Source organism: Bacteroidia bacterium, from assembly GCA_027493955.1.
Classification (GTDB): Bacteria; Bacteroidota; Ignavibacteria; order SZUA-365; family SZUA-365; genus JAOSJT01.
Genome location: JAOSJT010000001.1, coordinates 1,876,576 through 1,898,427, shown reverse-complemented (window position 1 = coordinate 1,898,427; position 21,852 = coordinate 1,876,576). Strand labels below are relative to the sequence as shown.

The following is a 21,852-nucleotide window of genomic DNA, read 5'->3' as shown; positions in this document are numbered from 1 at the left end:
GTGAGAATTCCGCGACACGCATCTTCGGAGCATACCAGGTAAAGTGTCCGGTGTCCGGTTCTCCAGCCGCATCCGGATCCATCCGTTTCACCTTCCGTCAGTGTACCCTGCTTGGCTCGCCTTGTATCCCTGCGTACATTTGCACATACACCAACCCATCGGAACACCACCATGAAACGATATGTATTCCCCGTGTTCGCCGCGCTCCTGCTGCTCATTTCCACCGGCTGTATCGAGACGCATCTTCTGGTCAAGGTCCGTCCGGACGGCAGCGGCACGCTGCGCGAAACCGTGAAACTGAACTCCGACGTTCTGCTCCCGATGATGGAGCTGGCCCAGGCGATGAATCAGGGGGAGGCGGAAGAAGGCGCCGAAGCGCCGCCACCGCCGCCGCCGCCGGACATTTTCTCGGAGGACGAAATTCGCTCACGTGCCGCGAGCTACGGAGAGGGCGTGCGCTATCTTTCTCACGAACGCATCGACACGGAGGGGAAGAGCGGGTATAGCGCTGAATACGCTTTCAGCAACATCAACGCGCTGAAACTCAACTCCAATCCCGCGGCAGCCCTGCCGGACATGCCGGGGCAAGTGATCGAGGAAGGCGATGATGCCGATGATCTCGTTCTGTTTACGTTCACGAAAGGGTCGCCCTCGCGGCTGATTATTCGCCCGCCCGCGATGGACGAGAAGAATGAAGCAAACACTGCGGAGACGCCCGAGCCCGTACCGACGCAAGAGGAGCAGAGCCAACCGGACGAGGCGGCTTCCGAGGAGATGAAAAAGATCTTCTCCGAGATGCGCGTCTCGATTCGCGTACAGATCGACGGAGATATCGTCGGCACGAACGCGAGTTACCGCGACGGGAGTACCATTACCATACTCGACATAGATTTCTCGAAGCTGATGGAAAACGAAGAAACGATCAAGCAGCTCGAGGCCATGGAGGATCTCACTCCCGCGCAGATGAAAGAGCTGGTGTCGAAAATTCCTGGTATCACGTTCGACTCCGCCGACGAAATCGAAATCCGATTCAAATAACTCCGATACACAAACGTGGCGGGACGCGTCACGCGCGGTCCGCACCTTCTCCACCGTCAAACACAGAGGTACTCGATGTCCGAGCGCATGATACAGCAGTTTATGGAAATGGTTCGCATACCGAGCGAGTCCGGAAACGAAGCGGAAATGATCGCGTATCTAAAGCGCGAATTCGAAGCACTCGGTGCCGAAGCGGAGACGGACGACTATGGCAATCTCATCGCCAAACTGCCCGCGAAGGGTTCCGATCAGACCATCCCCATTTTGCTCTCCTGCCATGCGGATACCGTCAAGCCCGGTGTCGGTATCGATCCCGTGCTCGAAGACGGCGTCATCCGCTCCAAGGGCGACACCATTCTCGCCGCGGACGACAAGGCAGGCATCGCCGAAATGCTCGAGGCGCTGCGCATCGCGGAGGTCCGGCCGCCCGTGGAAATCGCCATCAGCCGTGAAGAGGAAATCGGACTGCACGGTGTGAAAAATCTGGACTACAGCCGCATTACCGCGAGGCAGGGTTTTCTCCTGGACAACGACACACTCGATACCATTGTCGTGGGCGGTCCCTCGTATTTCGCCATCGATGTATTCGTGACGGGGCGCGCGGCGCATGCGGGCATGGAACCGGAGAAGGGCATCAACGCGATTCAGGCGGCCGCGAGAGCGATCGCCGCACTCCGGCTGGGACGTCTCGACGACGATACCACGGCCAACGTCGGTGTGATTGAGGGAGGCATTATTCGCAACGGTGTTCCGGACAGGGCGAAATTCCTCGCCGAGTGCCGCAGTTTACAGCATGAGAAGGCGGCGGCACTCGCGGAAGAAATGCGTTCCATCATCGAACGTGAAGTGCAGGCGACGGGCGCATCGGCAGAAATCGTCATCAACAATCTCTGCAAAGCTGTCAGTATTCCCGATGACTCGTGGACCGTACGTGCGGCCGTTCAGGCACTGGCCACCGCGGGCGTCAACGCAACGACGACCTTCATCACCGGTTTCACCGACGCGTCCATATACAACAATATGGGCATTGAAATGGCCGTCGTCGGCATCGGCGCCCGACTCGAGCATTCCACCGACGAGCACATCCACGTCGCGGACATGGAGAAAGCCGTCACTATGGTCGTGGAACTTCTGCGACTCAGCGCGGACCGGAGTGATTCATGATGAGTGAAGAGTAAAGAGTGAAGAGTGAAGAGCCTGGAGGCGTCAGTTCATCGGACCTCTCCATCCTATACTCTTTACTCTTCACTCTTTACCGAAGCCGGACACCACCGGGCGATGACGCATTCGCCGCAGCGGGGACGTCGTGCAATGCAGGTGGCGCGGCCATGGAGGATGAAGAGATGGCTGGCATCAGTCCAGTGTTTCTTCGGTGTTATCTCACAGAGATGGCGCTCAATCACCACCGGATCATCCGAATCGGTGAGTTCGAGGAGATTGGAGATACGCGTGACATGTGTGTCCACGGGGAAGCCCGGTATGCCGAAGGCGTTGCCCAGCACGACGTTCGCAGTTTTCCGTCCAACACCGGGCAGCGCGGTGAGTTCCTCCATCGTGCGCGGAACCTCTCCGTCGTGGACCTCCATCAGCCGTTGACAGCAGGCTTTGATGTTGCGGGATTTATTCTGAAAGAAGCCCGTGCTGCGAATCACCTCAGCGATTTCTTCCACATCCGCGTCCGCCAGTGCGCGTGCCGTGGGCCAGGCGGCGAAAAGTGAGGGCGTCACCATATTCACGCGCTCGTCCGTGCACTGCGCGGAAAGTATCGTCGCTATCAGTAACTGCAACGGATCGTCGTGCACCAGGGCACAAGCAGGAGCCGGGAAGACTGTGCGCAGGGCACGCAGGACTTTTCCCATGCGTCCGCGTCGTTGCGCCAGTGATTCAGTATGAAAGAGTGTCGGTGATGCCATTGCAGTCCATGATCTTTTTTCTTATTGTGGGGGCACGAAGAATTCCGTCCCGGCCGCGTGTGGTACCTTTCGGCATGACAGGTTATAATCTACGGGATTTCCTATGAAACATATTGTCGCCTTGCTTATCGGGCTCTTTCTGTTCTCCGCGGCGGAAGGGTTTGCACAATCCCGGAGATTGATGTACGCTCCCCGCGATGGCTCCTGGCGCATAGGACTGGAGGGTGGTGTCGGCGTGCTTGGCGATGACAATACCCGCGACAGCAAGGATTACCACTTCCGACCTCTGGGTGGCGTGGAATTGTCCAAGCTTGTCAACCAGAACATCGCCATCGGGATATACGGTACGGGTGGTATGCTGCGCTCTACGACGCTACGGCGCGAAGCCAACACCGATTTCCTCGCGGCAGGTTTTCTGACCGAGTTCCGCGCACCTCTCCTGCGCGGGGCGCTGTATCCGTTGCTGCAAATTCGTGGTGGTGTGCTGTCCATCGCACCCGAACTGCGCATGGACGATGTTGTGTACTCCATCCCTCAACGACTGCATCTGTCGTGGTCGCTCGCTGCTGGTTTCGAAGTGGTGTCCGGACGCAACTTCGGTGTGCGCGCGCTGCTCGGCGTCGCGTACACCTCCACGGATCGCTGGGATTTGCTCGTGCAAGGAGACGATCGCGACGGCTATTCCTTCGCCCAACTCGGCGTCACCTGGTATTTCGGATCACGTCGCCGCTGATGCGCTGCCTGTTTGCCTCGGATATCCATGGGCATGAGCGGCGCTGGCTCGCGCTTTTCGACGCCATTGAGCGCGAACTTCCCCAAGCCGTCTTTCTCGGCGGCGATCTGTTGCCCGCCGTGCGACGCTCGGCGGCGGGAGTCTATCCTGTGGTAAACGACTTTATCAGGGATTTTCTCGTTGTTCGTCTGGACGAACTGCGCTCCCGGTTGCGCGAGGACTATCCGGCGATTTTTCTGATTCCCGGAAACGACGATGCCCGCACACACGAAGACGCGCTGATCGCGACCGAGGATCATGGACTTTGGACCTATGCACATGGACGAATTCAGGCGCTGCGGGACTATGACGTACTGGGCTACGCCTTCGTCCCACCGACGCCTTTCCGCTGCAAGGACTGGGAACGGTACGATGTATCCCGCTATGTCGATCCCGGCTGCATTTCTCCTGAAGACGGCTTCCTCACTGTTCCGCGTGACCAGCGCGACCTTCGTTATGGGACCATCGAGGATGATCTGAAAGAAATGTCAGATTGCCGCGATCTTTCGCGCACGATCTGCCTTTTTCACTCACCGCCGTATGACACGGTGATGGACCGCGCGGCCCTGGACGGACGTTTTATTGATCATGTGCCGCTTGATGTACATGTCGGCAGCATCGCAATACGGAAATTCATACTTGATCGTGTTCCGCGCATCTCCCTTCACGGTCACATACACGAGTCTGCATCGATTACCGGAACGTGGAAGCAACAACTCGGTGCGACCTGGTGCTACTCGGCCGCACACAAGGGGAAAGAACTCGCGCTTGTGCGCTTTGATCCCGACCATCCCGCCGATGCGGAGAGGGAGTTGCTCTGATCCCGGATACCGGGTTCATTCCTTCCGCGTCAAGCGCAGCATGCGCGCGGCATCCGTCACCGCATCAATTTTCATCGCATAGGATGTCTGTTTGGCGATGTCGTCGTCGGTGACATAGTGTATGTCAAGCAGGGAATCGCTGCGATAGCCAGTGCGCAGATAGTTTAACTCTGCGAGACAGATACCCCAGCCTTCGAACCATCGTTCCAGTTCTCTTCGCCGCACGGCGCTCTGTTCGATGTGGACGAGCAGGTCAATGTCGCTGGCCGGCCCCGCCGAGCCATTTTTCGTGCTGCCGAACAGATACAGTGCCCGAATGCCGAAATATTTCGCGTCGATGGAAGCCGCGATGCGCTCCGCCATGCGCAGGCGCCACTCCCAGTGGTCGGTGACGAACAGCGTCGGTGTGTGAGTGTTTTCCCGCGTCTCTTCACTCATCGTACTGGGTTGCGTAAAGAACGCGACGGCCTGTTCCAGTTCCGCGTTCATGAGTATGCGCAGAACATTGCCTCCCGTGCTCGCGGGGATGTCGATCACCGCGACGGTGTCCGCGTACGCGGCATAGTCCGGAAGCAACTCGGAGAGCAAATTGCGGCTGCTTCGTAAAAACACTTCGTTAAACACCACATCCTCGTCGTCGGGATACAGCGGCAGGTAGCGGATGGAGGCCTCTACCAGATCCTGGAAGAAATGCGTGCCGAACGAGAGGTCCGGTACGTAATTGCCCTGCTGCCGTGCGATTTCGATGAGCATGACGGTATTGTTGATGTCCGAGTACGTGACACCCACCCCGAGCTTGATGTCGCCACGACTGCCCCAGCGACCGGGTCCCATCAGGATGAAGCGACGTCGCGGTAATATTTTGTTGAGTTTGCCGACGATGCGTCCCACGGTCACGAGATCGATACGCTCCGGCAGGCGCGAGTAGCTTTCGGGATTGACATACACCAGATGCGTGACGTCCGGGATGATGCCATTGGACACATACCGATTCGCCGTGAACAGTTTCTGCCGGTTGGGAATATCCTGCGGAATGGGCGCGGGCAGATTGTGGCGTGTAAAGCTTTGCGGACGGCATTGCAGCAGGTAAATATGCTCGCCGTCCGAGGCGAACTCGATATCTACGGGAGTGTTCAATTTCTTTTGCAGAGTCTGAAGCATGTTCCACAGCGTCTTGATATGCTGCGTCCCGTTGATCAGACCGTTGAACGTGACGGCGTACACGTCGCGATCGAAATCCAATTCAAATCCGAAGGGCTGCCGTATGGTATCGCCGTCGTATTGCGAGACGATGAGATTGATTCCAGGATAATCATTCCCGGCTTCCCGCAGCAGGTCCAGAATATCAATCGTCTCGAAACACCCGGATGCCAGGTTTATGACGTCGATTTTTTTCGGAGAATACCGTACCACTTCATCCGGTGTGACGTTCACGCGCAGATTGGGCTGCCCGGGAGCGAGCAGTACCGGATAGTCGTCGCCCACTCTGTCCACAGCCCGCGTCCCGAGTCCGGGCACGAGGCGTATCAGACCATCCTCCCGCCGTATGCGTGGTGACCAGCGAAATTCGTTATTGCTGAAGGCGACTCCCGACCAGGCCGGCATCAGGTACTTTCCGACCCGTGTACCGACGACCTCCTGAATCATGATCCCCATTTCTTCATGGAAGTCAATCAGGCCGCGTTCCGCGCGATACTCTATCGGATCCGGACCGAACGTGGAGGCATACACTTCCGCGATGGCATCCTGCAACGCCGCGAGGCGTTCCGCCTTGCTGCCGGCGTTTGCGAGGAAGAGACTCTTGTACTTCCCCGAGAATGCGGCGTTCATGCTGTCCTCCAGCAGACTGCTGCTGCGCACGATCACCGGGTTATCACCGAAATCATCCAGGGCGATCGCGAGACCCTTGGTCATTTCCGGAGGGAAGTAGGAGTTTTTGAATACCTGTACGATGGACGGATACTCCTCCCGCACCTGTTCGATATCCATGTACTTCTGGTTGAACACCTCTTCCAGATTATTGTAATGGATGAAGCTCAGGATCCCGTCGGAGGTGATGTACCAGGTTTTCGGGACGCGAATATTCTGGAAGTTGCCCGTGGCCTCCGTTTCCTTTTTCAGAATGTGCGACGCGAGAAAGAGACCGGAGCTTTTCCCTCCGAGCTTGCCATGACTTTTCTGATGAAACACGATGCGCTTGGTCAGCTCGAAAAAGTCATTGACCTGCAGGTATCCCTTGGCGATGTTGATGTACTGCAACTGTTCCGTGAAGAAGCGGCGGATCAGCGATACCCGGAGACCGAGTTCGGTGGAAGGGGAGAGCTCGATACCCTCGGGAAAGATGTGGTAGTAGCGGCTGATCGCGTCCACGATTTCCGCCAGCGACGTGTCGAGGTTTTCCACCGAATTGACGAGAAATGAGGCCTTGTCATCCTTTATCCATTTCTGTATCAGATTCAGAATATCCTCGTCGCTGAGATGCTCGGCCGCTATCAGGAAGATCTCGTCGCTGGAAGCGATGAAGTTATACAACTCCTCGCGTTGTCGGGGACGATTGCTCTCCCCGAACACATCCTGCTCTCCGTTGCCGCGTCTGGCGCTGAAGCGTTGCATCAGCTCGCAGGCAACAGGGATTCCCGCCCAGCACATACGATTGAGCATTTTTCTGGAAATGCGCGTGTAGAGATTCTGGTCCGTCCTGCGGAGCATCTCGAGAATCACTTTCCATTCCGCCCGCTTTTTCTCGGCGAGCTGGTCCTTCATGATCTGCCACTCGTGAAACACATTTTTCAGACGCTGGTGCTGCACGTAGTTCGCAATGCGCTCCGCGATGGTGTTCACCAGCCGCCGCTCCTCGCGAAGGAAGGGGCCCTCGTCTGCGGGGCGCATCTCATTCATGTAGAATACCTCGATGGATCCCTCGGCGCGGTCGTCGATCAGGATGGGCGTGCTGAGCACCCAGGGCGTTTCATGAAAATCGGCGGAGGTCCATGCACGGCCGCCGAAGAGAATGCGGACGCGGCAAATGTCCGGATACTGCCAGCCGGGAGGGATAGCGGTGATGGTCTGCTCGAAAATGGTGTCGAGCGAGACGTTTTGCTGCGTCAACACCTCTTCGACGTGATACAGGCAGTTCAGCTCCTTTTTTCGTTCGCCGAGAGCATAGAGGAGGTCGCCGAGAGATTTTTCCTTGTTCATGCCGCCATTCCGGATGTGATCGTCATGAAAAATAGCGAATCGTCCGGCAAGCGGAAAGAAGCGGCAGCATTTCCCCAGCAGAGGGTGTGATGAGCGCTTTGAGGCACCCGTTTGCTTTTCATCGAAAACATTCGGAGTTTCGCTCTGTCATCCACGAACAGGTATTCCCTTGCTGATCCGACACCGCGAAGCCGCTCCTGATCCTCGTCATGAGCATGCATGCTGCCGCTCAGTGGAACGGCAGCGGAACAGCGATAACCGACACTGTAGCGAAATTCCATACTGATGCTCTCAGATTTGTACATGGAGGAGTAATGCCGACGAATCCGCGACACACAGCTATTCTCATCGCCGTGGCCATGTTCGCCGCGCATCCTTTGCACGGCCAAATACTTTCTCTCGAATCGGGCTTGCTGCGCGACGACATCCCGGCGGACATTCAGCAACATCGGCTCGCGCTGAATTATCCATTAAGTGGCGAGCTGATTTCGCAAAGCAGCTACCGCTATCTCTTCGCAGATCAGAACCCATTCAGCGGTCTCGAACGGCTCCGTGTTGCTCTGCATACTGTGGAACAGGCATTCAGGGCGCGATGGCTCGCGACCGGTTTGCAACTGCATATCTCCGGAGCACTGACCCTGTTACCGACCGACGCTATCGTGGGAGATTTTCGCCTTGGCGCTGCCTACGATATCCCCGTGTCGGTCAGTGCAGGCGATCCTCCCATCCTTTTTACCCTGAAAGCCGACGCGGGACGTTCTCGGGACCAGAGTGTCACTACCGCCTTAGTGGAAAACATTTCCGTTCGCGACGCGGCCGGACAACTGGATATTTCGCTCATGGAGGTGCTCGATATCTCCGCACGCGCACAACGATCCTGGTATTCCGATGGGAATCGCAAGGAATCCGCCTACGCGTACCTGCTCGCCAACGTGTTTGCAGATCCAAAAATCACTCTCGGCTACGCCTGGTCCTGGACGGATACCGAGCGTTCGAATTGGTCCGCTACGGGCACAAGCTTCAATCCGTCCACGCGTGAGTATCGCTTCGAGTATTTCTACTACCCGTACTTCACACCACTGATGGAACGAGGACATCTCGCGATTGCCATTCTCCAATGGTATCTCTTCGATGAAGTGTTGCTTCACGGGAAGGCGACTGTCCCGGTGTACTCCCGTGGTCGTCTGAAGTATATGCCCGAAGCGGGACGATCTCCAGTCCCCATTGATTTCGATGTAACCTATGAAATTGAGGATATCCTGCCGACGCAGTATGAAGTCGGCCTCATTACAGAGGTATTCGATCCGGTGGTCGTCAGCGTCTTTGCCGAGTATTTCTCCAAGCCGTATTACAGCTATACGGCCGGGCGCCTGGGATTGCAATACAGATTCGACAGCAAGTAATCTCATCTGCAACGGGGGGCTCGCGGTGGGAATGGTGTCCCGATACTCGGGTTTTGCGTTCAGACGCGTAAGTACGATTCCCGCATGGTCTGCAGCAAGCGCCATGCCACCGTGCAGTCACGGATTCCCACGGATAGCTGTTTTTCATTGATAAAAACTGTATTCTTGAGAAGCCTCTGCAGCCCAAGAGCGCTCGTGATTCGCCGCTAGTATCGGAACGCCGATGCTCAGACACATTCATCCGCTCCGAGAGGCAACTGCGCGCATCGGGCTGACGGACAATGCGCATGCATGAGCACTACACAATTCCTGAATGGAGTTCGCATGAAAGTCGTGATTCTCTGTGGTGGTCGCGGAACCCGCATACGCGACGTGTCGGATGTCATACCCAAACCCCTGCTGCCTATCGGTCCGCAGCCCATCCTTTGGCACATCATGAAACTCTACGCCCATTACGGGCTGAAGGATTTCGTGCTCTGTCTCGGCTACAACGGATGGAAAATAAAGGAATACTTCCTCAATTTCCATGCAATGACGCGCGATTTTACCGTGACACTCGATGGCGCCTCGTCTGTGGAATTTCATTCCGAATCCGAAGTCGTGGATTGGAAGGTCACCCTCGTTGACACCGGAGATCAGGCCATGACGGGTGCGCGGCTGTGGAACGTGCGGAAATACCTGAAGGATGAAGACGCGTTCTGCCTGACCTATGGGGACGGTGTTGCGGATATCGACATCGCCGCAAGTATAGCGTTTCATCGCGCGCATGGAAAAGTCGCTACCATCGCCGGTGTGCATCCCGCCAGCCGCTTCGGTGAAATCGTACTGGACGGCGATACGGTCACGCATTTCAACGAGAAACCCAATATCCGCGAAGGCCGGATCAACGGCGGTTTCATGGTATTCGACGGCAAACGTGTGTGGGACTATCTCTGGCCGGAGGAAAGTCTCAGTCTCGAAACCGAACCCCTTCCCGCCATGGCCAAGGACGGACAGATGGCGAGTTTCCGGCACGATGGCTTCTGGCAATGCATGGATACCGCGAGGGAATTCAAGCTCCTCAACGATATCTGGCACGAGGGAAAGGCACCCTGGAAACTGTGGGATTGACCTATGGAAACGGCGTTCAAACGATACTATGCGGGCAAGCGCGTGCTTGTGACGGGCGATACCGGTTTCAAGGGATCCTGGTTGTGCATCTGGCTCAATGAACTCGGTGCGGATGTGACCGGCTTTGCGCTCGCACCTCCCTCGGAGCCCAACAATTTCAGCATCTGCCGTCTCGACGCGAAAATCCGCCACGTACATGGTGATGTCAGGGATCTCGCCGCACTCACGCGCCTCATCGAGGAAGTGCAGCCGGAGATCGTTTTTCACCTCGCCGCTCAAGCGCTTGTGCGGTATAGCTACGAGGTCCCGCGGGAAACCCTGGAAACCAACATCCTTGGCACGGTCAACGTCCTTGAAGCCGTCCGTCAGTCACCCTCCGTGCATACCGTCGTTGTCGTGACCAGTGACAAATGCTACGAAAATCGTGAGCAGGTCTGGGGCTACAAGGAGAATGATCCCATGGGAGGAGACGATCCCTACAGCGCTTCAAAGGGTGCCGTGGAGATTGTGTGCCGATCCTATCTGAAGTCGTTTTTCTCGCACAGGGAAATGCTCGGCGGCGTCAGCGTACGCGCGGGCAATGTGATAGGCGGCGGAGACTGGGGGCGTGACCGTATCGTCCCGGATTGCATCAACGCGTTGAAAGAAGGCCGGGTGATTGAAGTCCGTAATCCCATGGCCATCCGTCCCTGGCAGCATGTGCTTGAGCCCCTCAGCGGCTACCTTTGGCTGGGTGCGCGTTTGCATGAGGATGTACAGCGCTTCTCCGGGGGATGGAATTTCGGCCCGGCCGACAGTTCCGCCAAATGTGTCGGTGATCTCGCGGGAGCCATTGTGCGCGAATGGAAAACAGGGGCCTGGCTGGACATTTCCGACAAGAACGACCATCGCCTGCACGAGGCGGGCTGGTTGCGCCTGAGTTGCGACAAAGCCCATTTCATGTTGCCATGGAACGCCGTCCTCTCCTTTGACGAGACCATCGCCATGACCGTCAAATGGTACAAGTATTTTTACGAATACGCCGATACGAATATGTATCAGTACTGTGTGCACCAGATCCGCGATTACACGCGTCTGGCCGCACAGAAGGAGCAAATGTGGGCGGCCTGAGCGAGATGGAAGTGCAGCGCATTCGCGACGCGTTCCCCGCCGACGTGCGTGTGCTCGTCACAGGTGCCAACGGCTTTGTCGGTGGGCACCTGCTCCAGACACTCAATGCGGCCGATATCCGTCCGTTCGCGGTGTTTCGCCCGGGCGAACAGACCACGCTAGGTACCGATGCCGAATGGCTTTCATGCGATCTGACAGGAGCGGGAGCCGCGGACTCACTGATACGGGACCTCCGTCCGCAATACGTGTTTCACCTCGCTGCAAAGCTGTCCGCCCAGCGCAGTTGGGAATTCGCCGAAGAGTCGACGGAAATCAATTTCTGTGCAGGCAACCGTCTCATGATCGCGCTGGGCATGCATGCACCGGAGCTCCGCCGCATGGTGCTGCTCGGATCCGCCGAAGAATACGGCAACAGTCCGTCCCTTCCGGTGCATGAGGATACTCCCGTGCATCCGGTGTCACCGTATTCCGTGGCCAAAGCGGCCGCGAGCCGCTTTGCGCAGTTGTATGCCGAGTTGTTTCACTTTCCCGTCTGCATTCTCCGTCCCTTCATCCTCTATGGCCCGGGGCAGTCGGGGAACATGATGATTCCGCAACTCATTCTCGCGGCGCTGCGTGGCGAGGATTTTCCCATGACAAAAGGGGAACAGACACGCGACTTCGTCTATGTGTCGGATGCGGTGCACTGCATACTTCTTGCAGCGATCACATCCGCTGCCGAAGGGCAGGTGTTCAACATTTGCTCGGGGATGGAATACAGCATACGCGATGTTGCCGGGCGCATCATGCGTATGATGCAGCCGGAGATGGAACTTCTACCGGGAGCGTTGCCGTATAGACAGAATGAGGTGTGGCGAATCGTCGGCAGCTACGAAAAAGCGCGAAAGCTGCTCAACTGGAATCCCACGACGGATCTGGAGCAGGGACTCACCAACACCATTGAGTGGTATCGCAACAATTACACGGCACGGGCATGAGAATAAACGTATTTTTCACTTTTTCCCTCAGTTTTGTTCTGACCGTAAGCGCATTCGCGCAAAGTCCCTTCAAATCGCAATCCCCCGAAACGGCAAAGGGCGACCGGCTCTATTCCCGGGAGCTGTACAAGGAAGCTCTTGCGGAGTACCACAAACTTCCGTTGACGTCCGAAGTGCGCAAGCGCATGGGAGCGTCGTACATCAAGCTGTGGGACATGCCTGCCGCGATAGAGGCTTTGCGCGCGGGGTTGAAGCAGGAACCCCGGGATGCCGAAGCGAAAGTGTACCTCGCCGAAGCGTTGAGCTGGAACAAGAATTTCGGAGAAGCCGCGGCGTTGTACAAGGAAGTTCTGGCTTCCGGTTACAGCGGTGTCGACGCGCGCCTGGGCTACGCCCGGACGCTGTCGTGGATGAAGGATTTCGACGGAGCAATCGAGCAGTACCGCATGGCCGCGAAGGAATATCCATCGAGCCTCGATGCGCATATGGGGCTCGGCCAATTACTCTCATGGAAAAAGCAATTCGACAACTCTCTCTCCGCCTACCGCCGTGTTGTTTCGCTCACCAGCGTCCCCGCCTATAAAAGCGTTGCGCTCGCACGAATCGGTCAGGTGCATGTATGGAAAGGGGACATGGATGCGGCGCGCACGGCCTGGGGGGAAGCGCTGCGCCTTGACGACGGCAATGTGGACGCGCTGCTTGGTCTGGGTGAACTCGACGAGTGGTCGGGAAATTACAAAGAAGCGAAACGGCGCTACGAGCGCGTTCTCAAGGTGCAGCCGGAGCATAAGGCGGCGAAAGCGAAGTTGTTGCAGTTGCTCTGGGTGAAATGATGCGCCGCGCAGTTTTGCATGGATACCGTTGCGACAAACGACCCACGAATAATCCGAAGCTGTCAACGGCCCGGCGTTTATGAAACATCCGATATCGGAATCCTCCATGGAAGATCGCTATCGCGACGGGTTTGCCTCCGCCGGGTCTGTTGCCGTCATGCCGGGAGCCGGAGCGCGGGTGCTGTTACTGCTGCTCGTGTTCGCCGCCTTGCAAAGCGTGCTGTACTTCGCTGTGTGGTGGTTCAGTCCGGAGCACGCGAAGCACTGGTCGTGGTTTCTGCCGCTCACGCTTTCGACATTCTGGCTGTTCTACGAATCCTTCATGTACTGGTTTTACCTCATGGGCATGCGGGCGCCCGGGCACAGGGAGGCTCCTGAGGAGCTTTCCGTCGATGTCTTCACAACCGCCGCGCCGGGTGAACCTCTCGAAATGTTCGAGCGATCCCTTCCGGCACTGAAAAACATACGCTATCCGCATCGCACCTTTTTACTGGATGGTACCGGCGATCCGGCCTTCTTCGCTCTGGCGGAGCGGTGCGGTGTTGAGCACATTGATTGCCGCGAGGTGCAGGGAGCCAAGGCGGGGAAGATCAACCACGCGCTGGAGCGCAGCGACGGGGATATCGTGCTCGTCATCGATCCGGATCATATAGCGGCCCCGGAATTTCTCGATCGCGTTGCGGGGCAGTTTTCGGATCCGGCTGTCGGTTTCGTGCAGGTAGTGCAGGCCTATCATAATCAGAACTCCTCCTTCATCGCCCGCGCCGCCGCCGAACAGACCTACGGCTTTTACGGGCCGATTCTCATGGGCATGCACGGTTATGGCACCCCTATCGTCATCGGGGCGAATTGCACGTTTCGGAGAGCGGCACTAACCTCCATAGGCGGACATGCGGTGCATCTGGTCGAGGATTTCGTCACCTCGCTGCGCTTGCACGCGCAGGGCTGGAAGTCCGTGTATGTTCCCGAAATCCTCGCCCGCGGCCTGGTGCCCGAGGATCTCTCCTCGTATTTCAATCAGCAGCTCAAATGGGCGACCGGGATGTTTCAGGTGCTGTTCGGCATGCTGCCGCGCATGCTGTACCGACTGAAGGGGTGGCAAAAGCTCAGTTACGCCATGAGCGCCACGTACTATCTCGCGGGTGTTCCCATGTTGATCAACCTGCTTTTGCCGATCATCTTTCTGTTTTTCGCCGTGTGGGCGGTGGAGATGCCCTTTCGCGGCTATGCGACGCACCTTCTTCCGTTCGCGGTACTGTTCATTGTGATCCATGTGCTGGCGCAGCGCTGGATGCGTCATCCATCGGAGCGGGGGTTGCAATGGCGCGGCATGCTGCTCAAACTCGGCACGTGGCCCGTGTATGTGCTTGCGCTCCTGTATGCGATGGCGGGCAGGAATGTGCCGTATCTCCCCACACCAAAAACGCACGCACGGGGCGGCAACCCTCTGTTGATTCTCCCGCATGCCGTCGTCGTCGTACTCTCTCTTGCCGCCATCGCGTGGGGATTGAGTTCGCCGCTCAGCAATTTCGAGGGGACGCAGCTCATGATATTTTTTGCTTCGTTGAACTGCGCCCTGATGCTTCCGACGCTGGTTGTGGCGCTCGCCGAGATACTGGGGGACAGGGAGGCGGCGTCATGATTCTGAGAAAGATACGCGGATGGCTCACCCCGCTCGCCTTTGTCGTTGCGCTGGTACTTGCGTTTCCGCTGTTCGATGGATGGTACACCGAGGCGGTGTCCTTCGTGCGCGTGTATGCCGGCAAGCTCGCGGTGTCGGCCGGAGTGCTGAGTCAGGACGAAGAAGTAATGTTCGGGATGTACAAGCCCGAATATCCGTATTCTTTCAACGGACTCCCGCGGCTGGAATCCGCGATCGGAAAAAAGCTCGACATTATCTCCTTGTACACCACCTGGGGCGAGCGCGAGGAGGATCGTTTTCCCGACGCACTGCTGCGCGAAATTGACGGAGCCGGCGCTATCGCACTGCTGACCTGGGAACCGTGGACGACGGAATTCCGCGCAAACGCAGGCCGAGGAAGCGATGCGTTGCGCACGGACATGGAGGAAATCGCCGCCGGACGATATGACGCATACATACGGGAGTGGGCGCGTGAAGCGGTGGTTTTCGGAAAACCGTTTTTTCTCCGATTCGCCCATGAAATGAACAACCCGCAATATCCCTGGTCGTTGCAGGCGGGGAATACGGCCGAAGATTTCGTACGAGCCTGGCGGCACGTCTGGTCCATTTTCGAACGCGAGGGCGCCGAGAACGTCATCTGGGTCTGGTCGCCCAAACGCGAAGCCCCGCGTGATCTGTATCCGGGAGGACAGTATGTGGACTGGATTGGTACCGGTGTGTTCAATTACGGTCCGCAGGTTGATGCATGGTACAGTTTTGAATACCTGTTCGAAACCGTGTATCGGAGTGTTATCTTATATGACAAGCCTATCATGATCGCGGAGCTGGGCTGCTCCGCGGTGGGTGGTAGCCGTCCGGCGTGGCTGAACGATGCGTGGCGAAAACTGCGTACACAGTATCCCGCGACGCGCGCAGTTGTTCTGTACAACAATCCGCGTGACCGGACACTACCCGGGCTGGAAATGGACTGGTCCATCGACGACGATGATGTCTCGCTTGCGACCGTGTCTGCCGCCGTACGCGGCGGTGTGTTTCGCAAGTAACAGGATTCCCGCACTATAGACGGATTCATCATGCTCACTCGCATTCTGCTTTTGCTTCTTCTCCTTTTGGCAACCACTCTATCGTACGCGCAGTGGCAACCGGACGGTCTGCTCATGTGCGGCGCGGCAAATCATCAGCTCAATCATGTCGTGGTGTCCGACAGCGGCGGTGCTATCGTCGTGTGGGAAGATTACCGCTCCGGCGAGGCCGATATTTATGCGCGTAAAGTGAATGCGTCCGGTACGCAGCTCTGGGCTGCGGATGGCATAGCGGTGTGTTCCGTCATCAAGCCGCAGTTCAATCCGGTGGCCGTCAGCGACGGCGCGGGTGGAGTGATCGTGGTATGGGAAGATTACCGGATCGCATTGAACAGTGCGGACATCTACGCGCAGCGGATTTCCCCCACGGGCACGCTACTCTGGAATCCCCTCGGTGTGCTTATCTGCAGCGCGGCCAACGTGCAGATGCGGCCCGCAATCATCAGCGACGGTCAGGGCGGTGCCATTATCGCGTGGGAGGATTACCGCGGTGGACTGGGTGATATCTACGCGCAGCGCGTTTCATCCAACGGAGCGGTCCTGTGGCAAAACGACGGCGTGCCGCTCGCTACCGTATCGGGTACGCGCTACGCTCCCGTCATCGCCACAGATGCCGCCGGAGGCGCCCTGGTGGCATGGGAAGAGAATCGCGTAGGAACGGAGTACGACATCTATGCGCAGCGCGTCAACGGCAGCGGCGCGTTGCAGTGGGGCGCGGGTGGTATCGCGGTGTGCACGTCCGCGGGTGTGCAGATGCAGCTCACCGGGTACTCCACCGGCACGGGAACCATGCTTCTGGCGTGGCAGGATTATCGCAACACTTCCGCGGATATCTATGCGCATATCCTCAATCCTCAGGGGCTTGCGTTTATCGGGAGTGGTGCCGCAGTGTGCACGGACGCGGCGACGCAGGAAGCTCCGCGCGTCGCCCCCGATGGTACCGGAGGGATGATTGTGGCGTGGGCGGATTACCGCGTTGCCGCGGGTGATATCTACGCCAGGCGCGTCAGTTCGGCCGGTGTGCTGCAATGGTCGGCTGATGGTGTGCCTCTCTGCACCCAGGCCGCAACCCAGCATGCCGTGGACATCGCTCCGCGGGATTCCGGCGGTGTCGTCGTGGCGTGGATGGATTACCGCAACGCCCGAGGTGACGTCTATACACAGGCGGTGAACAACAATGGAAGCATCCTCTGGCTTATGAACGGCAGCCCTGTCTGCACCAACACCGCCGCCCAGCAGCGTCCGATGCTGGCGCGCGACAGACTCAACGGTGTATATGTAGCCTGGACCGATTATCGCAATGGCACTGCGGACGTCTTTGTGCAACGTGTCAATCGTTACGGTACGGGCCTGCCGGTGGAGTTGCTCTCGTTCGCGGCGGACCGGTCGGGAGAAGATGTCGTACTTCGTTGGCGCACGGCCGCCGAAGTCAATGTGCACGGCTTTGAAGTACAGAGTGCGGTGGAAGGGCAGTTCAGCACACAGGGCTTTGTGCCCGCCCGTGCCGCTGATGGCGCCCGCTACGAATACACCGTCATGGCCACCAACGCCACACTGTATCGTTTGCGCATCGTGGACAACGATGGAAGCGAGAGCTACTCCCCGGAGTTGACACTCGCCGCCACCCGACCCTCGCGTATGAGCATCGTGTCGTTGAGTCCCCTCCCGGCGGTGGAAACCGTGACCATCACGCTGGATCTGCTGTCGGATGAACCCGGGCAGATCACCATCTACGACCTCACCGGTCGTATCCGCCTGCAGCATCGCATGGATCAGTTCTCGCGTGGCCGTGAAGTCCGGACGCTGGATGTCTCATCGCTCCCGGCGGCCGTCTATATGCTCGAGGTGACCTCGGGCCAGCGCCGGGACGTGGCCTTGTTCCCGGTGCGGAGATAGGACCGCGGCAATCCCGTAGTCGCGTATCGAGTTCAAGGCAAGCGTACCGTACCGCACGAAAGCGGTTGTACTTGGCTGGGCTATTCGCGACATTGCATCCGCATTCCCACGTGCGCAATGGAAGACATTGCAGATCAATTTTTTCATAGCTGTGGAGGCTGTGCTACATGCTTGCATACCAGTTGCTTGAAGTACTCGTCCAGGATCTCGCCGGTGGAAGCAAGAGACGGTTTGAAAACCGAACAGGTCTGCGTGACTCTTTCATCATCTCTTCTTCTTCCAGAAAAGCGCCGACCATTCACGCCGAGGCGTGCGACAAGATCGAACGCGCGTACGGGATCAAATTGATTGTTCACGATGACGACTATCTCGGCTATCGGAGGAGTGGTCAAGACATCTATCCCGTCTCCGTGTCATCACGGAAAACCCGGACAAAGAGGTCCGCTCGCTGAATGTTGCTCGACCGGTCCTTTGCCCACGTCGCGACCGTAGGTCCGGCGAAAGTCGGATCGGTGATGATCACCATGATACTCAAAACCACACGACGCACCTGCAGAATCGGGAGTTGACAATGAAAAGAGCATTTCTGGCGATTGCGGCTACGACACTATGGATAAGTATTTCGGAATTCGTTCGTAATTCATTTCTCCTCCGCGAGTACTGGGTGGCGCATTTCACCGCTCGCGGCCAGGCCTTTCCCGAGGAAGCGCTGAACGGTGCGGTGTGGGGGATGTGGTCGCTGTGCTTTGCGATAAGCATCTATGTGTTGAGCAGGAAGTTCACGATGGTGCATACTGCATTGCTTTCCTGGCTGTTCGGCTTCGTGTGTATGTGGCTGGTGATCGGCAACCTCGGGGTGCTGCCTTTCGGGATACTGCCCATCGCTGTCCCGCTCAGTCTCTTCGAGGTGTTTCTCGCCGTGTATATAATCAACAAAGTGGCTCCGGTGGTCGCATGACTCTGAGTCCGACCGCGCGGCGTGCCCTCGATGCCTATGGGGGAGAAGAGCGCTGGCGAAAAGCGACCACCGTCGAAGCCGAGATATCCGCTGCCGGTCTGCTGTTCACGCTGAAGCGGAGACCGCCTCTGCGACACGCCCGCATTATAATGGAAGTCGCCAAGCCCGTTTCACGTATCACGCCGATCGGGAAGAGCCCGCTGGTCAGCGGTGTGCTGTATTCGCATGATGTTGCCCTGGAGGATGCACAAGGTACTCCGTTGGCACGAAGAACCGGCGCACGTGCGTACTTTCCCTACAAGCGCAGATTGCTGTACTGGGACGATCTGGACATGGCGTACTTCGCGAACTACGCGTTCTGGAATTACCTCACGTTCCCGCGGCTGTTGCTGAACGATGACATCGTATGGACGGAGAAAGCGGACGGCGTATTGTCCGCGTACTTCCCTGAGCATATCCCGACGCACAGTCGCGAACAGGTACTCTTTTTTGACAATGAAACCGGACTGCTGCGGCAGCACAATTACAACGCCGACGTGGTTACTCCGCTCGCGACCGCCGCGAACACGGTTATCGAGCATGCACGCTTCGATGGCCACGACTACCCCTCGCTCCGGCGTGTTACCCCTCGAACCCGGGCGGGCGTCGCCAGAGGTTTTCCGTTGCTCGTGGAGATCACCGTACACAGCTTCTCGCTGCAGACGATCTGACGGCGGTCAGTCACTCCTCGGGGAATTCCAGAGGAAATACCCGCGCCGGCTGACTTCGCCGTTGGCAAGCCGATCCTCAGCAGGCCGAGACAGCCACACATCCCATCATCCACAGATTTATATCACTTGACATTCACCGAAAAAAACAGTACCGTTGTGTGTTGAAGATATTATGATCTGCAAAAATGTACCTCGTGCTACGAAGTTTTCGTCATGCGGATGCGTTGTTTCAGGTATTCGCTGCGGCATCTCATCCTGTCACGTATTGACGGAATGTTCTCTCCGACGGTCCTGGTATCACTGATGCTACCATCGCTGTGTACCGTTTCCCTTACGCGGTTATCGCGCAGGGACGTATAGCATAGATTTCACCAGCATTCAGGAGACATACCATGAAACGCTTCCATCTCATGCTGCTCGCCGGCGTACTGATCTTCGCGGCCTGCAGCGATCAGCCCTCTGGTCCCGATCCAGCCGATAACGCAGTGCGCAAAGCCGCGACGGAGCAGGGCAGTGAAGATTTCGATCTCAAGGACCGCTACATCGTCGTCTTTAAGAGGGATGTGCGCAATGTCGACGCCCTGATTGACGAAGTGACCCGCGGCAAGGGTGCCCAAATCCACTACCGCTATCAGCATTCCATCCGAGGCTTCTGCGCGACCATCCCTCCGCAGGCGTTGGAAGGGATTCGACGCAATCCGAACGTGGATTACATTGAAGCCGATGGCATCATGTCAATCAATACCGTTCAGCCTGTGACGAGTGCACTCTGGGGTCTGGACCGCATCGATCAAAGGGCTCTTCCATTGAGTCTGGGATATGAATACCTGTCCACAGGAACGGGTGTTACGGTGTACATCATCGACACGGGTATACTTTACGGTCATGTCGAATTCGGGAACCCGACACGCGCAACTTTTGGATATGATGCATTTGGCAGCAACGGTGCAGATCTTAACGGTCATGGCACGCATGTGGCTGGTACGGTCGGCGGATCGACCGTGGGTGTAGCCAAAGCTGTCAATCTCATTTCCGTGCGTGTGCTGGACCGGAGAGGATCCGGAACGACATCCGGCGTGATAGATGGTGTCGATTGGGTGGCATCGCACCATAGCGGGACAGCACCCGCCGTTGCCAACATGTCTCTCGGTGGGGGACCCTCCATTTCCCTCGACCAGGCAGTACAAGCGGCGATTGCGGATGGCGTAACGTTTGCTGTTGCAGCGGGTAATGATAATGCGCTCGCATGCAACTACTCACCTGCCCGTGTACCAGAGGCCATCACGGTAGGTTCTACGACCAATACCGATGCCCGATCTTCGTTCTCCAACTATGGGAGTTGCGTCGACGTTTTCGCTCCGGGCTCGAGTATCTATTCTGCCTATAAAAGTTCGACCACGTCCTACACTACGATGTCCGGTACTTCCATGGCATCACCACATGTGGCGGGTGTGGCGGCATTGTATTTACAGAATAATCCCTCGGCGCCCCCAGCCACAGTAGTATCCGCGATTAGCAGCACATCGACCAGCGGGGTACTGTCAAGTATTCCGAGTGGCACACCGAATTTACTTGTGTATAGTCTGCTGGGGTCTAGCAGCACCCCGACGGCTCCCAACGCGCCGTCAAATCTGTCAGCAACAGTCGGCTCTCCAACATCGGTCAATCTCACCTGGCAGGATAATTCCTCGAACGAAGACGGATTCAAAGTCGAGTATGCGGACAACAGCAGCTTCACCAATCCGACCATCGTGCAGTTGGGCCAGAATACGCAGAGTTGTTCAGTGACGGGGCTTACGACGAATTCGACGTATTGGTTCAGAGTATTTGCGTTCAACACTATCGGAGCGTCCGGCTATTCCAACTCGGTGTCCGCGACGCTGGTGTCAGCCACAAGCGTCGGAGTTGCTTCGGCGGTGCCAAGCACGGTATCGGTTCGCAACAACTGGACCGCCCGGCTTGCGGTCACGATAAAAGACGCGAATGGCAACGGTATCCCCTATGCGACTGTCACGCTTTCCTGGTCGGGAGGCGCATCCGGAACTTCTTCCGCCACGACGGATGTGAACGGTTATGTCATGCTCTCTACCTCTTCGCTGAACAAGAATGTGGCCTATGTGGATTTGAGTATCACGAACGTCACGGGGAGCAACCTCACATACGATCAAAGCCTCTATCCCTCTGTGACTTTCCCGATACGGGTAAACAAACCCTGAGCTACGACTTCGCACTTTCAGGCCACTCCGGGACGGGGTGGTCTTTTTTTATTGCGGGGGACCTTGAAGGACGGCAGCGAAAGATGCAATAAGCGGAGAACTTCCGCAGTCCATTTTGTAACAGCAACGGCGACCTTGCGGCCGCCGTTGCTGTGTAAAGAAAAGGATCTTGA

At 57.3% G+C, this 21,852-nt stretch carries 18 protein-coding genes; 15 read left to right on the top strand and 3 right to left on the bottom strand.

All coding sequences use genetic code 11. The annotated features are described in order from the left end of the window. Positions 1 to 171 precede the first annotated feature (171 nt). Positions 172 to 1,038, top strand: a complete 867-nt coding sequence (locus tag M5R41_07415) for a hypothetical protein (protein MCZ7556212.1) — start codon at positions 172 to 174, stop codon at positions 1,036 to 1,038. A 75-nt stretch (positions 1,039 to 1,113) separates the two neighbouring features. Continuing rightward, positions 1,114 to 2,202: a M20/M25/M40 family metallo-hydrolase gene (locus M5R41_07410; protein MCZ7556211.1), complete on the top strand. Its 1,089-nt coding sequence runs from the start codon at positions 1,114 to 1,116 to the stop codon at positions 2,200 to 2,202. Positions 2,203 to 2,276: 74 nt separating this feature from the next. Here the strand turns inward: M5R41_07410 and nth are convergent, their stop codons facing one another. Continuing rightward, positions 2,277 to 2,951: an endonuclease III gene (gene nth, locus M5R41_07405; GenBank protein MCZ7556210.1), complete on the bottom strand. Its 675-nt coding sequence runs from the start codon at positions 2,949 to 2,951 to the stop codon at positions 2,277 to 2,279. Between the two features lie 103 nt (positions 2,952 to 3,054). Here nth and M5R41_07400 point away from each other — a divergent pair, with 103 nt between their 5' ends. Together M5R41_07400 and M5R41_07395 are read left to right on the top strand one after the other, a co-directional pair. Continuing rightward, complete coding sequence (locus M5R41_07400) at positions 3,055 to 3,684, top strand: hypothetical protein (GenBank protein MCZ7556209.1); 630 nt, start codon at positions 3,055 to 3,057, stop codon at positions 3,682 to 3,684. Further along, positions 3,684 to 4,544, top strand: coding sequence for a metallophosphoesterase (locus tag M5R41_07395; GenBank protein ID MCZ7556208.1), 861 nt, complete (start codon positions 3,684 to 3,686; stop codon positions 4,542 to 4,544). Before M5R41_07400 ends, M5R41_07395 begins: the two co-directional genes overlap by 1 nt. 15 nt (positions 4,545 to 4,559) lie before the next feature. Here the strand turns inward: M5R41_07395 and M5R41_07390 are convergent, their stop codons facing one another. Both M5R41_07390 and M5R41_07385 read right to left on the bottom strand, forming a co-directional pair. Beyond that, positions 4,560 to 7,742, bottom strand: coding sequence for a nucleotidyltransferase domain-containing protein (locus tag M5R41_07390; protein MCZ7556207.1), 3,183 nt, complete (start codon positions 7,740 to 7,742; stop codon positions 4,560 to 4,562). Continuing rightward, on the bottom strand, positions 7,739 to 8,023 hold the full coding sequence (locus tag M5R41_07385; GenBank protein ID MCZ7556206.1) for a hypothetical protein: 285 nt from the start codon (positions 8,021 to 8,023) through the stop codon (positions 7,739 to 7,741). Before M5R41_07385 ends, M5R41_07390 begins: the two co-directional genes overlap by 4 nt. 33 nt (positions 8,024 to 8,056) lie before the next feature. On the opposite strand from M5R41_07385, the gene M5R41_07380 reads away from it, so the two are divergent. The 11 genes from M5R41_07380 (at position 8,057) to M5R41_07330 (ending at position 21,679) form a co-directional block, all read left to right on the top strand. Continuing rightward, positions 8,057 to 9,145: a hypothetical protein gene (locus tag M5R41_07380; GenBank protein ID MCZ7556205.1), complete on the top strand. Its 1,089-nt coding sequence runs from the start codon at positions 8,057 to 8,059 to the stop codon at positions 9,143 to 9,145. 324 nt (positions 9,146 to 9,469) lie between these two features. After that, on the top strand, positions 9,470 to 10,255 hold the full coding sequence (gene rfbF / locus M5R41_07375; protein MCZ7556204.1) for a glucose-1-phosphate cytidylyltransferase: 786 nt from the start codon (positions 9,470 to 9,472) through the stop codon (positions 10,253 to 10,255). Positions 10,256 to 10,258: 3 nt separating this feature from the next. Continuing rightward, positions 10,259 to 11,365 (top strand): CDP-glucose 4,6-dehydratase, encoded by a 1,107-nt coding sequence (gene rfbG, locus M5R41_07370; protein MCZ7556203.1) that lies wholly within the window; start codon positions 10,259 to 10,261, stop codon positions 11,363 to 11,365. Continuing rightward, the gene (locus M5R41_07365; GenBank protein MCZ7556202.1) at positions 11,353 to 12,342 is read left to right on the top strand and encodes an NAD-dependent epimerase/dehydratase family protein; all 990 of its coding nucleotides are present in this window, start codon (positions 11,353 to 11,355) and stop codon (positions 12,340 to 12,342) included. The genes rfbG and M5R41_07365 overlap by 13 nt, the downstream gene beginning before the upstream one ends. After that, positions 12,339 to 13,175 (top strand): tetratricopeptide repeat protein, encoded by an 837-nt coding sequence (locus M5R41_07360; GenBank protein MCZ7556201.1) that lies wholly within the window; start codon positions 12,339 to 12,341, stop codon positions 13,173 to 13,175. Before M5R41_07365 ends, M5R41_07360 begins: the two co-directional genes overlap by 4 nt. A 106-nt stretch (positions 13,176 to 13,281) precedes the next feature. After that, a complete protein-coding gene (locus M5R41_07355) occupies positions 13,282 to 14,817 on the top strand; it encodes a glycosyltransferase (GenBank protein ID MCZ7556200.1) in 1,536 nt (511 codons plus the stop codon). Next, positions 14,814 to 15,860, top strand: a complete 1,047-nt coding sequence (locus M5R41_07350; GenBank protein ID MCZ7556199.1) for a glycosyl hydrolase — start codon at positions 14,814 to 14,816, stop codon at positions 15,858 to 15,860. Before M5R41_07355 ends, M5R41_07350 begins: the two co-directional genes overlap by 4 nt. Positions 15,861 to 15,890: 30 nt before the next feature. After that, a complete protein-coding gene (locus tag M5R41_07345) occupies positions 15,891 to 17,795 on the top strand; it encodes a T9SS type A sorting domain-containing protein (protein MCZ7556198.1) in 1,905 nt (634 codons plus the stop codon). Between the two features lie 571 nt (positions 17,796 to 18,366). After that, a complete protein-coding gene (locus M5R41_07340; GenBank protein ID MCZ7556197.1) occupies positions 18,367 to 18,753 on the top strand; it encodes a hypothetical protein in 387 nt (128 codons plus the stop codon). Continuing rightward, a complete protein-coding gene (locus M5R41_07335; GenBank protein MCZ7556196.1) occupies positions 18,750 to 19,463 on the top strand; it encodes a hypothetical protein in 714 nt (237 codons plus the stop codon). The genes M5R41_07340 and M5R41_07335 overlap by 4 nt, the downstream gene beginning before the upstream one ends. A 392-nt stretch (positions 19,464 to 19,855) precedes the next feature. Then, positions 19,856 to 21,679, top strand: a complete 1,824-nt coding sequence (locus tag M5R41_07330) for a S8 family serine peptidase (GenBank protein MCZ7556195.1) — start codon at positions 19,856 to 19,858, stop codon at positions 21,677 to 21,679. The last annotated feature ends 173 nt before the right edge of the window (positions 21,680 to 21,852 follow it).

Coding starts and splice junctions, on each gene's coding strand:
- M5R41_07415 (MCZ7556212.1), top strand. CDS start 172: ATGAAACGATATGTATTCCCCGTGTTCGCCGCGCTCCTGCTGCTCATT.
- M5R41_07410 (MCZ7556211.1), top strand. CDS start 1,114: ATGTCCGAGCGCATGATACAGCAGTTTATGGAAATGGTTCGCATACCG.
- nth (MCZ7556210.1), bottom strand. CDS start 2,951: ATGGCATCACCGACACTCTTTCATACTGAATCACTGGCGCAACGACGC.
- M5R41_07400 (MCZ7556209.1), top strand. CDS start 3,055: ATGAAACATATTGTCGCCTTGCTTATCGGGCTCTTTCTGTTCTCCGCG.
- M5R41_07395 (MCZ7556208.1), top strand. CDS start 3,684: ATGCGCTGCCTGTTTGCCTCGGATATCCATGGGCATGAGCGGCGCTGG.
- M5R41_07390 (MCZ7556207.1), bottom strand. CDS start 7,742: ATGAACAAGGAAAAATCTCTCGGCGACCTCCTCTATGCTCTCGGCGAA.
- M5R41_07385 (MCZ7556206.1), bottom strand. CDS start 8,023: ATGGAATTTCGCTACAGTGTCGGTTATCGCTGTTCCGCTGCCGTTCCA.
- M5R41_07380 (MCZ7556205.1), top strand. CDS start 8,057: ATGCCGACGAATCCGCGACACACAGCTATTCTCATCGCCGTGGCCATG.
- rfbF (MCZ7556204.1), top strand. CDS start 9,470: ATGAAAGTCGTGATTCTCTGTGGTGGTCGCGGAACCCGCATACGCGAC.
- rfbG (MCZ7556203.1), top strand. CDS start 10,259: ATGGAAACGGCGTTCAAACGATACTATGCGGGCAAGCGCGTGCTTGTG.
- M5R41_07360 (MCZ7556201.1), top strand. CDS start 12,339: ATGAGAATAAACGTATTTTTCACTTTTTCCCTCAGTTTTGTTCTGACC.
- M5R41_07355 (MCZ7556200.1), top strand. CDS start 13,282: ATGGAAGATCGCTATCGCGACGGGTTTGCCTCCGCCGGGTCTGTTGCC.
- M5R41_07350 (MCZ7556199.1), top strand. CDS start 14,814: ATGATTCTGAGAAAGATACGCGGATGGCTCACCCCGCTCGCCTTTGTC.
- M5R41_07345 (MCZ7556198.1), top strand. CDS start 15,891: ATGCTCACTCGCATTCTGCTTTTGCTTCTTCTCCTTTTGGCAACCACT.
- M5R41_07340 (MCZ7556197.1), top strand. CDS start 18,367: ATGAAAAGAGCATTTCTGGCGATTGCGGCTACGACACTATGGATAAGT.
- M5R41_07335 (MCZ7556196.1), top strand. CDS start 18,750: ATGACTCTGAGTCCGACCGCGCGGCGTGCCCTCGATGCCTATGGGGGA.
- M5R41_07330 (MCZ7556195.1), top strand. CDS start 19,856: ATGAAACGCTTCCATCTCATGCTGCTCGCCGGCGTACTGATCTTCGCG.